Origin of the sequence: Coprococcus sp. AF102-57 (assembly GCF_027686195.1) — a bacterium.
GTDB classification, from domain to species: domain Bacteria; phylum Bacillota; class Clostridia; order Lachnospirales; family Lachnospiraceae; genus Allocoprococcus; species Allocoprococcus comes.
The window spans coordinates 135756-150503 of record NZ_JAQCSY010000005.1; the positions used below are offsets into that span (position 1 = coordinate 135756).

14 protein-coding genes and 1 riboswitch are annotated in these 14748 nt (G+C 41.8%); of the genes, 6 read left to right on the top strand and 8 right to left on the bottom strand.

From position 1 onward, the window contains the following. Positions 1-96 precede the first annotated feature (96 nt). Genes PGZ10_RS05010 through PGZ10_RS05020 form a run of 3 tightly spaced genes read left to right on the top strand, consistent with a single transcriptional unit; the run spans position 97 to position 3758 of the window. Positions 97-1170: an ABC transporter substrate-binding protein gene (locus tag PGZ10_RS05010; protein ID WP_055296616.1), complete on the top strand. Its 1074-nt coding sequence runs from the start codon at positions 97-99 to the stop codon at positions 1168-1170. After that, on the top strand, positions 1160-2857 hold the full coding sequence (locus PGZ10_RS05015; protein WP_270540839.1) for an ABC transporter permease: 1698 nt from the start codon (positions 1160-1162) through the stop codon (positions 2855-2857). The genes PGZ10_RS05010 and PGZ10_RS05015 overlap by 11 nt, the downstream gene beginning before the upstream one ends. Further along, the gene (locus PGZ10_RS05020) at positions 2829-3758 is read left to right on the top strand and encodes an ABC transporter ATP-binding protein (RefSeq protein WP_195253502.1); all 930 of its coding nucleotides are present in this window, start codon (positions 2829-2831) and stop codon (positions 3756-3758) included. Before PGZ10_RS05015 ends, PGZ10_RS05020 begins: the two co-directional genes overlap by 29 nt. 80 nt (positions 3759-3838) lie before the next feature. Here PGZ10_RS05020 and PGZ10_RS05025 read toward each other — a convergent pair whose 3' ends face one another. The 5 genes from PGZ10_RS05025 to thiS are packed head-to-tail and all read right to left on the bottom strand — an operon-like array spanning position 3839 to position 7270. Next, positions 3839-4402 carry a thiamine phosphate synthase gene (locus PGZ10_RS05025; protein ID WP_117836143.1) on the bottom strand — a complete coding sequence of 188 codons (564 nt, stop codon included), beginning with the start codon at positions 4400-4402 and terminating at the stop codon, positions 3839-3841. Beyond that, positions 4395-5609, bottom strand: coding sequence for a 2-iminoacetate synthase ThiH (gene thiH / locus PGZ10_RS05030; protein WP_270540840.1), 1215 nt, complete (start codon positions 5607-5609; stop codon positions 4395-4397). The genes PGZ10_RS05025 and thiH overlap by 8 nt, the downstream gene beginning before the upstream one ends. A gap of 12 nt (positions 5610-5621) precedes the next feature. Further along, positions 5622-6398, bottom strand: a complete 777-nt coding sequence (locus PGZ10_RS05035; protein WP_008368613.1) for a thiazole synthase — start codon at positions 6396-6398, stop codon at positions 5622-5624. Positions 6399-6424: 26 nt separating this feature from the next. Beyond that, the gene (gene thiF, locus PGZ10_RS05040; RefSeq protein ID WP_008368611.1) at positions 6425-7066 is read right to left on the bottom strand and encodes a sulfur carrier protein ThiS adenylyltransferase ThiF; all 642 of its coding nucleotides are present in this window, start codon (positions 7064-7066) and stop codon (positions 6425-6427) included. Between the two features lie 6 nt (positions 7067-7072). Continuing rightward, entirely contained in the window at positions 7073-7270 is a 198-nt protein-coding gene (gene thiS, locus PGZ10_RS05045; RefSeq protein ID WP_008368609.1) for a sulfur carrier protein ThiS, read from the bottom strand. A 468-nt stretch (positions 7271-7738) separates the two neighbouring features. Further along, a riboswitch (TPP riboswitch) is annotated at positions 7739-7843 on the bottom strand. 354 nt (positions 7844-8197) lie between these two features. On the opposite strand from thiS, the gene PGZ10_RS05050 reads away from it, so the two are divergent. The 3 genes from PGZ10_RS05050 (at position 8198) to PGZ10_RS05060 (ending at position 11403) form a co-directional block, all read left to right on the top strand. Beyond that, entirely contained in the window at positions 8198-9892 is a 1695-nt protein-coding gene (locus tag PGZ10_RS05050) for a carbon starvation CstA family protein (protein ID WP_270540841.1), read from the top strand. Between the two features lie 154 nt (positions 9893-10046). Continuing rightward, entirely contained in the window at positions 10047-10313 is a 267-nt protein-coding gene (locus PGZ10_RS05055) for a hypothetical protein (protein WP_270540842.1), read from the top strand. Between the two features lie 154 nt (positions 10314-10467). Continuing rightward, positions 10468-11403: a GTP-binding protein gene (locus tag PGZ10_RS05060; protein ID WP_270540843.1), complete on the top strand. Its 936-nt coding sequence runs from the start codon at positions 10468-10470 to the stop codon at positions 11401-11403. A gap of 142 nt (positions 11404-11545) precedes the next feature. Here PGZ10_RS05060 and PGZ10_RS05065 read toward each other — a convergent pair whose 3' ends face one another. Genes PGZ10_RS05065 through PGZ10_RS05075 form a run of 3 tightly spaced genes read right to left on the bottom strand, consistent with a single transcriptional unit; the run spans position 11546 to position 14714 of the window. After that, the gene (locus PGZ10_RS05065) at positions 11546-13084 is read right to left on the bottom strand and encodes a serine hydrolase domain-containing protein (protein ID WP_270540845.1); all 1539 of its coding nucleotides are present in this window, start codon (positions 13082-13084) and stop codon (positions 11546-11548) included. Positions 13085-13108: 24 nt separating this feature from the next. Continuing rightward, positions 13109-14107, bottom strand: coding sequence for a dipeptidase (locus tag PGZ10_RS05070; protein ID WP_270540847.1), 999 nt, complete (start codon positions 14105-14107; stop codon positions 13109-13111). A 13-nt stretch (positions 14108-14120) separates the two neighbouring features. Beyond that, positions 14121-14714 (bottom strand): helix-turn-helix domain-containing protein, encoded by a 594-nt coding sequence (locus tag PGZ10_RS05075; RefSeq protein ID WP_117824445.1) that lies wholly within the window; start codon positions 14712-14714, stop codon positions 14121-14123. Positions 14715-14748 lie beyond the last annotated feature (34 nt).

Consider the following 14748-nt stretch of genomic DNA (forward strand, 5'->3'; position numbering starts at 1 on the left):
AAACAATTTGAAAATTAAAATATCTGGTGCTAGAATGTAAAAAGCATGTCGGAATAATATCAGAGATATGTTAAAGGGAGGAACATTATGAAAAAAATGAAAAAATTTGCAGCTCTTCTCCTTGCAGTATCAATGGCAGCAGGTATGGTAGCCTGTGGAAGCTCAGATAAAAAGGAAGAGACTACAAAAAAAGAAGAAACCAAGAAAGACGACAAAGAGACAAAGAAACTGGAAGGAACTCTGAAGGTTGTTACAACAGGTGATGCTTATCAGCCATTATTTGATAAGTTTACAGAAGAAGTAGGACCGAAGGTAGAATTTATTTCCATGTCTTCTGGAGAAGTATTGTCAAAGCTCAAAGCAGAAGGTGGAACACCGGCAGCTGATCTGTGGTTCGGGGGCGGAATCGATGCATTTATGGATGCAAAAGATAATAACCTTCTTGAAAAGGTAGATTTTGATGCAGCAGATGATCTTGCACCGGAATATAAGGACAGTGATAATTACTGGTTCTCTAAAGGTGTTACAGTTGTAGGATTTATTGTTAACAATGATATCTTAAAAGAGAAAGGACTTGAAGCTCCAAAGTCCTGGGATGATCTTACAAAAGAAGAATATCAGGGTGAAGTTCTGATGTCTAACCCGGCTATTTCAGGAACAAACTACGCAGTAGTAAATGCACTTCTTCAGACAAAGGGAGAAGAAGAAGGCTGGAAATACTTTGAAGATCTGAATAAGAATGTAGATTATTACTCAAAACGTGGTTCTGATCCGAGCACTAAGACTGCAGCCGGTGAAGTTGGAATCGGTATTACTTATATTGATGGAACTTTAGATGAACTGAAAGAACAGGCAGATGTTGAAGTTGTATATCCGACAGATGGAATGCCATATGTTCCGGAAGGTGTTGCAGCATTTGCAAATGCAGAAAACACAGAAGCAGCAAAAGCATTTATCAAATGGTTCTTCTCAGATGATGAAAATATGAAGATGCTTGCAGAAATCGATCATAAAAATACTTGTTTATTAGTAAAACCAAGTATAGAAGGACTTGAACTCGATTTTGACCAGAGCAAACTGATGAAAGAAGATCTTTCACTTTTTGGAGCAGAAAGAACTACAATTCTTGATAAGTGGAATACTTTGATGGGAGATAAAGGTGAAGAATAGAAAACCTAGAGAAAAACGGGCATCATTTTATGATGCCCATTTTTATGATATTTTAGATTATTTTATATTAGCAGTGCTGGTAGCAGGTGTGTTGATCTTTATTCTGTATCCGCTTCTTTGCATGATCAGACAGAGTTTTGTGGGAGAAGAGGGATTTTCGACAGAAGTTTACAAGAGCATCTTCAGTGCCAATCTGCAGCTTGTAAAAAACAGTGTTTTTGTAGGTGTTTTATCCGCATTCTTTTCAACAATTCTGGGGCTGCTTGTATCAATCTGTGTATGGACAGCAGGGAAGAAACTGGGCAAATTTCTGGAAGCGATTTTGCTGATCAGCATGGTTTCGCCGCCGTTTATTGCTTCGCTCGCTTATATCCAGCTTTTCGGAAGAAACGGTCTGATCACAAAAGGAGTGTTCGGACTTTCGCTGAACCCGTATGGATGGCTTGGTGTTGTTGTAATGCAGACGTTATTCTTTTCTTCATTAAATGCACTGATGATTATCGGAATGCTGAGGAAAATGGATATGTCGCTCGTAAGAGCATCTTTTGATCTTGGAGCATCCTCCGGGTATACATTGTGGAGAATTGTTGTACCACTGTTAAAACCGGTACTACTCAGCTGCTTTTTGCTTTCGTTTATCCGGTCAATCGCTGATTTCGGAACACCTGTTGTAATAGGTGGGCGTTTTGAAACAGTTTCGACCGAAATTTATATGCAGGTAATCGGATATTCCAGACTGGATAAGAGTGCGGCACTTAATGTACTGCTTCTGATCCCGACAATTCTTGTTTTTATCCTGTACCGCTATCTAATGCAGAAAAATGAAAAAGTCATCAGCGGAAACAGTAATAAGACGGTAGAAGCGGGAGATACATTCCGGGTTCGTGGGCTGTCAGCAGTGATTGTATGGCTGGGCGCAGGTATCTTTTTTGTAATGATGGCGCTTGAATACGGATCCATTTTTCTAAACAGTTTCAGTAGAAATTTACGTGGGAAAATCACATTTACAACGATGTATCTGGACGCACTTCTGGAACGGAATATGGATACATTTATCCGAAGTGTGGAATATGCGCTTATTGTAGCAATAGTCGGCAGTCTGATCGGTATTTTACTTTCGTATTATATTGAAAGACGAAAGATAAAATTTGGCGGAGTACTGGACTTTATTATTACACTTCCGTATATGCTTCCAGGAAGTTGTTTTGGAATCGGATATATTCTGGCATTTAATCATGAACCGTTAAAACTTACCGGAACAGCGGTCATTGTTATCTTGAATATGATCTATAAACAGATGTCAATTACAACGAAGGCTTCGGCATCCTCCCTTTTGCAGATCAGTACAGAGCTTGATGCAGCAGCGCGGGATCTTGGAGCGAATAAATTTCTGGTAATGAAAGATGTCATTCTTCCGAATGTAAAGCAGGCATTTGCAACGGGATTTATCAATAATTTTACAAGTGCGATGGTTACAGCAGGAGCAGTTATTTTCCTGGTGACACCGGGACAGAAGATTGCAGTATTTACATTATTTGATTGCATTAACACAGGTCGGTATGGAGAAGCATCTATGATTGCGACATTTATTATTGCGATCACAATTTCAGTAAATGTGTTGTTTTCGATAATTGTTGCATGGAAAGGGAAAAAGAAACGTGTATTTAGAACTGAAAAACATAAGTAAAAGTTTTGGTGAAAAAGAAGTAGTAAAAGATTTATCACTCTCCCTTCCAAAGGGAGAACTGTTGTGTCTTCTGGGAGCATCCGGCTGTGGAAAAACGACAACACTCAAAATGATAAGTGGATTTTTAAAAACAGATAAAGGGCAGATCCTGGTTGATGGCCAGGATATCACCACACTGGCTCCGGAGAAGCGTCCGGTATCGACTGTTTTTCAGTCTTATGCATTATTTCCACATATGAGTGTTCTGGAAAATGTAATCTATGGTCTGAAGTTCCGTGGCATCCGAAAAAAAGAAGCCAGAGAAATGGGTATGGAATATCTGAAAATCGTAGATATGGAAGAATATGCCGGGGCATCGATCGGGGAAATTTCCGGAGGACAGCAGCAGAGAGTAGCACTGGTCAGATCTCTGATCACAAAACCGAAGGTGCTTCTTCTGGATGAACCGCTTAGTAATCTGGATGCGAAACTCCGGGTAAAAATGAGGGAAGAAATCCGTGAAATCCAGAAGAAATATGAAATTACAATGGTTTTTGTAACGCATGACCAGGAAGAGGCAATGGTACTTGGAGATCAGATCGCTATTATGGATCAGGGAAAGTTGGTTCAGATTGGAAAGCCGGAAGAAGTGTATCTGCATCCACAGAATGATTTTGCAAGAGATTTCCTTGGAATATCCAACCGTTTTACTGATATCCATGGAAATACAATATGCTGCAGACCGGAGGAACTGGAATTTGCAGCAGAAGGTTCTGTGAAAGGAATTGTAAGACAGGAAGAATTTCTTGGGTTTTACAGACAGTATTATGTTGAAACAATGAATCATGAACATATTATTGTACGGACAGACAGAAATATAAAAGTAGAAGAAGGCAAAGAAGTGCAACTTCGGGTGAAATAAAAAAGACACTGTGCAAGGTGACAATATCAGTTTGATATGCTACCCTGCATAGTGCCTTTTTTATTTTGAGGAATGACCGGTCAGACGTGCATCATCCCTGACATCACACAACCTCCTGCAGCACCGGCATTTTTCAGTTCGTGCAGTTGTGCTTCATCAATTTTGATTCCGCCAATGCCATAAACTGGAATCTGCACAGCTTGGCATACATTCTGCAGAAATGGAAGTCCCCGTGGCGGGAGCCCTTTCTTGCAGTCGGTAACATAAATATGTCCTGCTGTGAGATAGGAAGTTCCCAGCTTTTCCGCTTCGACTGCTTCAGAAACAGAATGGATGGAAGTTCCAACTGTATGAAAATCGGAAACCACTTTCGGATTTTCAAGCAAAAGTGGAAGTGGTAAATGTAGCCTGTCGCAGCCGAGTTCTCTCGCAACGGCTGGATAAAAATGCGGAATAAATGGAACTTTAAACTGTTCACAGATTTCCTTCACCTGCCGGGCAAGAGAAAAATATTCCTCTTCCGGCAGATCTTTTTCACGCAGGATCAGAGCTTTCGGATGCAGCTTGCAGACACGGGTAATCTGTTCTGTAAAAGGACGGGAACAGAGATGGCGGTTTGTTACGGCAATAAGATCTCTATACATAGATATAATCACTCATAACCGGCTGCATATTGTTGGAAAGAAGTGCCTGATAAACCTCATCTACGGAACGTCCGTCAGAAATCTCGAACTGGTCATCTCCCTTATCCTCAATATCATCCACATGGCTTCCGATTCCGGTGCTGACTCCGGCAGAGATTTTTGTTGCAGAAATCTGTACCAGATTGTCTCTTACACGCGCACATTCTCTTGTGGATACCGTAATGCTTGCAAATGGCATAAACAGACGATAAGCGCAGACTACCTGAAGGAGCTGTGGCTCATGGACGTCCATCGGATTGATCCGGTCATTGTTGATGATCGGGCGCAGCCTCGGACAGGAGAACGCGATCTCAGCATGCGGGTATTTTCTCTGGAGAAGATAAGCATGGTATCCGGTTGCAAAAGCATCTTTTCTGAAATCATCCAGGCCAAGCAGGGCACCAAAGCCGACACCGCGCATGCCGCCCATCAGTGCACGTTCCTGGGCATTGACACGGTATGGGAAGATCCGTTTGTGTCCGGCAAGATGCAGGGTTTCATATTTGTCAGAATTGTAAGTCTCCTGGAAAACGGTTACATAGTCTGCACCGCATTCGTGGAGATATGCATACTCATCTGAGTTAACCGGATAAATCTCAAGTCCGATGACTTTAAAATATTTACGGGCGATCTTGCAGGCATTTCCGATATATTCCACCGTGGATTTGCTACGGCTTTCACCGGTCAGGATCAGGATCTCCTGAAGACCTGTTTTGGCGATGGCTGCCATTTCTTTTTCAATTTCTTCCTCATTTAACTGTGCACGGTTGATCTTGTTGTGGCAGTTGAAACCACAGTAAATACAATAGTTTTCGCAGTAGTTTGCAATGTAGATCGGAGTAAACATGTAGACGCTGTTTCCGAAATGTTTTCGTGTCTCTGCCTGTGCAGCCTGTGCGATCTCCTCAAGAAGAGGAAGTGCGGCAGGTGAGAGAAGTGCAGCGAAATCCTCCGGTGTACGGATGTCATGCGCAATGGCGCGTCTTACGTCAGCTTCGGTATATTTTTCATAATCATAAGCGTTCATGGCACTTATGACCTGATCCATTACGTCAGATCCGATATCTTCCATTCCCGGAAGGTAAGTCATATGATCAATGCGGTTTTTCTTCTGGTCTTCCAGAATTTCTTCACTTAAAATACTTTCGTTGATATGTGAATTTTCCATTTTGACTGCCTCCTAATTCTCTAAGAATCCTGTCAGAGGTGAGGATGCGCTTGCGCCTCTTTCGATGGTGCGTCCCAGTCCGGATAGATAAGCACTGCGTCCGGCTTCAATGGCTTTTTTGAAAGCTTCTGCCATGGCAGGAACATTTCCGGCAGTTGCGATAGCAGTATTTGCCATGACAGCGGAAGCACCCATTTCCATGGCTTCACAAGCCTGGGAAGGGCGACCGATTCCGGCATCAACGATGATCGGCAGATCGATCTCATCAATCAGGATCTGGATGAAATCCTTTGTGCTGAGCCCTTTGTTGGAACCGATTGGAGAGCCGAGCGGCATAATGCAGGCAGCTCCGGCATCAGCAAGTGCTCTTGCAGCATTCAGATCCGGGTACATATACGGCATGACAACAAAGCCTTCTTTTGCAAGGATTTCTGTTGCTTTGATGGTTTCGTAGTTGTCCGGAAGCAAGTATTTGGAATCATGAACGACTTCGATCTTTACAAAGTCGCCGCATCCGACTTCACGGGAAAGTCTGGCGATACGGACTGCCTCCTCAGCATTACGTGCACCGGATGTATTTGGGAGCAGGGTTACATTGTCCGGAATATAGTCCAGGATATTTGCAAGACCGCCTTCATTTGCACGACGCAGGGCAAGTGTGATGATCTGAGCTTCTGCTTTTTCGATACAGGCTTTTACAAGATCCAGAGAAAATTTACCGGATCCGAGGATAAAACGGGAAGTGAATTCATGGCCTCCCAGGATAAACTTATCTTCATTTGTACTCATAATAAAGTTCCTTCTTTCTTATATTTTCAAATTTCTTCTTCACCGAGGATCAGCCGCGTGATCATGTTGGCTTCATGTGCGGCACAGATGGCAACACGCGGCGCCATCAGTCCATGACCGTAAGTTGGTGCTGTCACGCCATCACCACACAGATAAAAGTTTTTCATGATCCGTTTTGTGATAATGGTATTGCTGCTTCCATAGCCGGCCATTCCGGTTGCGGATACGAGCTTTTTCTCTGGGAAATGTTCCAGAATTCCATTGACCAGCATTGCTTTGGCTTCCGGATTATCAAAAGCTTCGCAGACAATTGTGGCATCTGCAAATAATTCCTGCAGATTATCGTCCGTAACTTTTACACAGTCTGTGCGGATATCCAGATACGGATTGATCTTCAGAAGCAGGGATTTCAGGGCATCGGTCTTGTACATTCCGATATGCTCCATGAAATATTGCTGGCGGTTCAGATTGGTAATGTCAACTACGTCAAAATCAATCAGGTGAAGATGACCGACACCGATCCGTGCAAGCGCATAAGCAACATTAGAGCCAAGGCCGCCAAGCCCTGCGATCGCTACATTTCCTGCTGAGAGAAGCTTCTGCGTCTCCGGTGAATGTCGCTCGTCAAGGGCGGTGTAGATTTCTTCTTTTGTAAGTGTATGATACATGATTTCTTAGCCTCCTCCTACAAAACTTACAACCTCCAGACGGTCCCCGTCTTTGAGCATGGTGTCAGAATAGCTGTATTTTGGTAAAATATCACCATTCATTTCAACGGCGATCCGTTTGATCTGATAATTGTTTTGTTCCAGATAATCCGCAACACTGAGCGGTCCGGTCAGAGTAACTTCTTTACCATTAACTGTAATCATGGAAAAACCTCCTTTCAAAACGGAAAAGTTCTTAAAAATGAAAAAAGAGTACACAAAGAATTACACCCGTGGTGGTGTACCCCTTCATGAACTCTCGCCCAATCTCAACTTTACCTTATTCATTTTTGTGTAAACCCTGGTTGAATGTGGAATTTCATGATGTTGGGGTCAAAAGGTATTTTGACCCCTTTGATACCAGATTGCTACGTGCTTTGCACTCTCGCCATCCTCAAAAACATTCGTAATCCGCTCATTTTTCTTTGAAAAATCGCTACTTACTCATGTTTTTGGCGGGTCAAGAGGTCAAAAATCCTCTTGCAAGCAAGCTTGCATCAGCTTTCTGACCTTTTGACCCTGGTATCATTTCATATCATTATAAGAAATCCTGTTTCTCAAATATCATCAGAGTACGCTGACTGTATTTGACGCCGTATATCAAAAAAAGAGAGATACCAATGTATCTCCCGTTATCATCAAAATATACGTTCCTACGTTGGCATTATCCAAATCAGGTATATGGGTCGAAGTTTTGAACTTCCTCTCAGCCTGTCAAACAAGCTCCCCGTTTCATTTACAAAATTCAGTATAGTTCGGTTGGGAAAAAATGTCAATATCAATATAAAAATATATCCGGTCATATTCTGGAGTCTCATATTCTGGAGTCAGATGCAGGTGTCACGGACAAATTGTATATTACAGGAATGCTTTCGAGAAACGGCCATATGTTTTTGTAACGCGGAGTATGGAAAAATGCACAAAAAAACAGAGCATACTCTAAAAAATCATGTGAACGTGCCGAAATTGCGAGAAGTCCATTGACAAAAGGACTTTAAAGAGTTAAAACACCACTATAATAATTTGATAAAATTTTTATTTATCTTATTAAAACTTAATTATTTTAACTGGAAGAGAAAGAGAGGGATTAGTATGAATACATTAGTTATCGTATTGATCGCAGCAGTACTTCTTAGCTGTGCATATGTATTCTATGGTCGCTGGCTCGCTAATAAGTGGGGAATCGATCCCAAAGCAGAGACTCCGGCAAAGAAATTTGAAGATGGAAAGGATTATGTTCCGACAGACGGATGGACCGTATTCAGTCATCAGTTTTCGTCAATTGCAGGTGCAGGTCCTGTTACCGGTGCAATTCAGGCGGCGGTATTTGGATGGGTTCCGGTATTCCTGTGGATCATCGTTGGAGGTATTTTCTTCGGTGCTGTTACAGACTTTGGTGCACTGTATGCCAGTGTAAAGAACGAAGGAAAGTCTATGGGACTTCTGATCGAAAAGTATATCGGTAAATTCGGACGAAAAGTATTCCTGCTTTTCTGCTGGCTGTTTACACTTCTTGTAATTGCAGCATTCGCAGATATGGTTGCAGGTACATTTAACGCTTACACAGAAGTAGACGGTGTCGTAAAACTTGCAGATGCAGCAAAGACAAACGGAGCTGCAGGAACCATTTCTCTGCTGTTTATCGTATTTGCTATGATCTTTGGTCTGGTACAGAAAAAATTCCGGTTTCACGGATGGAAAGAAACAGTTGTCGGTCTTGTATTTACAGTAGCTGCTCTTGGTCTTGGTATGTTAGTACCGATCACAGCAACAAAAGATACATGGACTTACATTACATTTGTATATATCTTCTTTACAGCAGTACTTCCGATGTGGATCTTAAAGCAGCCTCGTGATACCATGACAACTTATATGTTCATCGGTATGATCGTAGGAGCTGCACTGGGACTTCTGGTTGCACATCCAACCATGAACCTTCCGGTATTTACAGGCTTCCACAATGATACACTTGGAGATATGTTCCCGATCCTGTTCGTTACCGTGGCATGCGGTGCTGTATCCGGTTTCCACAGCCTTGTTTCATCAGGTACATCTTCTAAGACAGTATCTAATGAAAAGGATATGCTGAAGGTTGGATACGGAGCAATGGTTCTGGAAAGTCTTCTTGCAATTATCGCACTTTGCGTAGCTGGTGCAGCTGCAGCAGCAGACGGAACACCGGCAGCCGGAACACCATTCCAGGTATTCTCAAGCGGTGTTGCAGGATTCTTTGAAATGTTCGGTATTCCGGTTTACATCGCACAGTGCTTCATGACCATGTGTGTATCTGCACTTGCACTTACCAGTCTGGATGCTGTTTCACGTATCGGACGTATGAGTTTCCAGGAACTTTTCAGTGTAGATGATATGGAACATGCAGAAGGATGGAGAAAACTCCTTTGCAATACATATTTCTCAACAATCGTGACTCTGTTATGTGCTTACGTTCTGACACGTATCGGATATGCAAATATCTGGCCACTGTTCGGATCAGCAAACCAGTTACTGTCAGCACTTGTACTTGTAACACTTTGTGTATTCATGAAGGTAACAGGAAGAAGCAACAAGATGCTGTTCGCACCGCTGATTATCATGCTTTGTGTAACAGGAACCGCACTGGTAGAGAGAACCATCGGACTTGTAAAAGCATATGCAGCAGGTTCCGCTACTTTCCTTGTAGAAGGACTTCAGCTGATCATCGCAGTTCTGCTGATGGCACTCGGACTTGTTATTGTGATCAATTCTCTGAAAGCTTACTTTGGAGCTAAAAAAGAGTCTGAGGTTTAGGAATTATAAAATATGACGAAAAGGGATGGCTTGTCAAAATGATGGGCTGTCTCTTTTTTTGATATTTTCAAAAAATTGCCCTAAAATACTTAGAAAACGAAGTATTTAATGCGAAAATTAAAGAGTGAATAAGTGAGAGAAAATCAGGTGTCTGGTGTGGTACCTGATTTTTCTTGCTTATAAATATAACGTGCAAAGTGGAAAGAATCATTGCGGACATGCATATAATAGTCAGGTACAGGAAATAATTGATCTGAATAAATATAAGAAAGAGAGGCTGTTTATGGAAGAGCGGGATGATCTGGAACAGATGGCATTTATACAGAAGTGGAATGACGGAAAGGCAGAACGGGAGAAAAAGCGGGAGCAAATGTGGAATGGGATTCTGGAGAAGGCTGGGATAAAGAAAGAAGAAAAGTAAAAAAGAAAAATGATTTTTAGAAAAATGAAAAGAACTCAAATAGGAACTCAAAATTTAAGCTTCTGTTTGAGTTCTTTATTTGAGTTCCTTTAAGAAACAAAAAAAATATGCTATTATCTTAAAAGAAGTAAAAAATCAAAGGGGAAAATTAGCGATGGTAAAAATAGATTTGATCACCGGTTTCTTAGGTTCCGGCAAGACAACGTTTATTAAAAAATATGCAAAATATCTTCTGGATAAAGGAATGAACATCGGCATCCTTGAGAATGATTTTGGTGCGGTAAATGTAGATATGCTTCTTTTACAGGACCTGATGGGAGATAACTGTGAGCTTGAAATGATTTCCGGTGGGTGCGACAAAGAAACGCACAGAAGACGTTTTCGGACAAAACTGATCGCAATGGGAATGTGCGGATATGACAGAGTAATTGTTGAACCGTCCGGGATTTATGATGTAGACGAATTTTTTGACGTTCTTCACGATGAACCACTGGATAAGTGGTATGAGATTGGCAATGTGGTTACGATCGTTGACGCAAAACTGGAGCCGGAATTGTCAGAAGAAGCAGACTATCTGCTTGCGTCCGAGGCTGCAAATGCAGGAAGCATTATCCTCAGCAGGGCAGAAGAAGCAACAAAAGAACAGATTGAAAATACAATTGAACATTTGAACAGAGCGCTTGAACAGGTTCAGTGCAAGCGAAGGCTGGATCAGGAAATCATGAGAAAAGATGGAGCAGAGCTTTCGGAAGAGGATTTTGATAAGATCTTAAAGGGCGGTTATGTTGCAGAAAATTATCGGAAGATGGAGCTGGATGAGAAAAAAGGTTTTGATTCGTTGTATTTTATGGAATTAAAAATTTCTGCAGATGAATTGAAGACGCAGGTTGCGAAGATGATGCAGGATCCGGAATGTGGCGGTATTTTCCGGGTGAAGGGATTCGTGAAAGATGATGCAGGAAGCTGGATGCAGCTGAATGCAACCGGTCATGAGATCAGTATGAAGCCGATCGGAGACGGGCAGGAGGTTGTGATCGTGATTGGGGAGCAGTTGAAGGAAGATTGTATACGGAAGTATCTGGAGAATTAGAAAGTGTAAAAGAGCGCATCAAAAGCGATGTGATCCGGTCAGTATGCTGAAAACAGTTTTGTTTGTGTAATACAGCTGTTATTGTATCCATAAGCAACAGGACGCATGAAAAAACGAAAGTTTTTTTATGCGTCCTGTTAATTTATTGTTTTTGGTAAATGATATGTTTTACACGACCGCCATCCATAATGATGGTATCATTTTCAGCTTTTACATACATTACAAGATTTGCATCCATTCGGAAGATAATACTTCCTGATCCTGATTGATAAAGTGTTGTTTTCCCATAACGACGCATATGGATTTCGCATGTATTTCCAACTTTCACTAATTTCATGAAGGAATCGGTTTCATCGTTGTAATAGGTTCCTTCCTGGAAAAGTGCCGGATCTGCAGGCTTGGCAGGGGTCAATGTAAGTACACGAGCAGGAAGTCGATAAAGGATTTCCTTATCTGTGAAGTAGATCTTTTCGTCTAATAAACCAATGCGATAACCGTCATCCTCTTCTTTTACCAGTTCTGTGCGGCACCATTCTCTTTGCATATAGAAGGTACCGTTTTGCTCTGCAATATCAACAAACATTGGATCATCCGGAAGTGCTGTCAGGAATACACCGCTGCGAGCAGGTGCATTTTCATGTTCCGGCACGGCTGGTTCGGTACAATCCGGTAATCCGAGTACGATGCAGGCGGCTTTATCGGCAAGCTTAGACATTGCGTAAGTTGTGGTGTTACTGATCAGTACAATCTCCAGTTCTTTTTCCGGAATGCAAATAATTTCACCACGGTATGCAGCATCGGCACCGCCATGACCGAATACATCCAGACCATGAAGCTTATGGGTGATCAGTCCGCCGCAGTATTCAGCCGTTTTGCCATTGCTGAGAAGGACAGGTTTCTTCATAAGCTCGATAATTTCAGGATCGATCACATTTGGATGAATGTACTCATCTAATACTTTGCAGAGATCAGAAGCACAGGTATTTACAGAGGTTGGTCCGTAAAGTGCATAGTTCAGTGGATTGTAGTAGAATGTATCATCACCTTCGTCCTGGTAAGAGTAAGTAAGATCCGGAACAATCTGTGTAAAGCTTTCGCGGACAAAAGAATGTGTCATTCCGAGTGGAGTGAAAATACGTTCTTTTACAAATTGTGGGAAGCTCATTTGCGACAGTTTTTCAACGATAAGTGCCAATAAATGGAAACCGGTGTTACTGTATAAATACTGTGACTGCGGTTCAAAGTTCAGCGATTTCTGAAGAGATATCGTTGTATTGATATCATCCATGTCAATCTGATCGTTGATCTTGATACCGCGTAAAAATAAGAGTTCCCATTGGTCGCGAAGTCCGCTGACATTATTCATCATCTGGCGGATCGTAATCGGTGTTTCAATGTTGATATATTCATCTAAATATTTTCTGATGTTGTCATCTAAATCAAGTTTTCCTTCTTTCCAAAGAAGAAGAATAGACATAACAGTAAATTCTTTGGAAATCGATGCGACATGGAAAATACTTTCTTTATGGATTTTTAATTTATTTTCAAGATTTCCATATCCAAAACATTTTTCGTAAAGAGTTTTACCGTGCTGGCGAATCAATACCTGAGCGCCAGGGCAAAGACCGCGATCCCACATACGGAAAAGCTGATCTAATTGTTCTGTCATATTTGAATTCATTACAAAAATACTCCTTCTGATAAACTATTTTTTTAGGATTTTTTCGAATGCATAAAGCCAGTTTTTGCCTGCAAGCAGAGAAATCCGTTCATCTGAATAATTATGTTTCTTCATATCCTGCAAGAAATCCGGAATGTCCGCATGACCGCCGGAGAGAATGTCGAAAGGAAACTCCGGCATCAGGGATAAGTCTTGTGCGGAACTGTTCTTTAAGAAGAGATCGCAAAAGTCAAATCCGAAACCGACATGCTGTTCTCCCATTACCTCAATCATGTAATCTAAGTGTGCAAGCATTTGCCAGCGGTCAGGTGTGCTGTCGGCATCTGCATTAATGATACTGCAGGCATTCAGTCCCACAACACCGCCACGTCTGGCGATTTCTTTTAAATGCTCATCCTTCAAATTCCTGTTATTATGAGCAACTGCCCGTGCATTAGAATGTGATGCGATTAGTGGGCAGGAGGTAATGGATAAGACATCATCTACGCCCTCGTCACTTAAATGACTGAGATCAATGATCATGTTTAAAGATTCAGCTTCTTTTACAAGCATTTGACCAAAGTCAGTCAGACCGCCTTTTTTCGCATTTCCGGTAAAATCACAGCCGTCAGCTGCCATATTTCTGCGGCTCCAGGTAAGTCCCAGTCCTCTTACGCCTGCGGCGTAGAATGCGTGTAACATGAGGCAGGAGCTTACCGGTTCTGCTCCTTCAAAGGAGAGAAGGATACCGACTTTATTTTCCGAAGCAGCTTTTACAAAGTCATCTGCGCTCGTGCAAAGCATAAGAAGATCCGGACTTTCGCTTATCTCACAGTGGAGAGCGGCAATCTGTTCCATAGCGATTGAAATACCTCCATAAGGCAGGTACTGGCTATCTACAAAGAGGGAGGCAACGACTCCCGTCACGTTTCCTTTTTTAAAAGCTGGATAGTATAATCTTTCAATGACCTTATGCTCGCCGTTTTTGCGGCGTACAGCGACATCGCTGAGTAAGTCAAAATGTCCATCAATAATATATTTCATAATCGTGTTTTCCTTAATAAACTAATTGTGAAAAGTAAATAATTATAGTCGCTTCTTCATCTGATATATTCATGTAGTTATGTAAACAATTTTTAGGAATATAGAAACTGTCACCCTCGTGGATTACATAAGTGCTGTTATCGATGCGGAGTTCTAATTCCCCTTTGAGGAGCAGAAGACTTTCGTCGTAATTACCATGTGAAATCATTTGCTCAGTTACCCAGGTGTTCGGTTTTAATCTCACGATGAGTCCGGTCATTTGTGCCTCTTGTGCGTTCGGAAGTTTAGAAGGTGTAAAAATAGAGTAGGAAACATCAATTTCCGGGAGTTTCATTGGAATTCGGTTCTCTTTTCTCACCAAATAAGATTCCTTTGATTTCTTTCCTTCTTCAGGTGACTTGGCAGAGAGTTCGGAGTCACCCATGATCAACCATACTTCTGAACAATCTAAGCAGACTGCAATTTTTCTAAGTGCCACGAGTGAAGGAGATTTTAAATCTCTTTCAATTTGTGATATATGACCTATTGTGTATCCGGTAGCTTCAGCTACCTCTTTGAGCGTGAGCCCTCTTTTTTTTCGCATTTCGCGAATTCGGCTTCCATACATGATCCCGCTCCTCCTTTCGCAATTCAAGTATAAA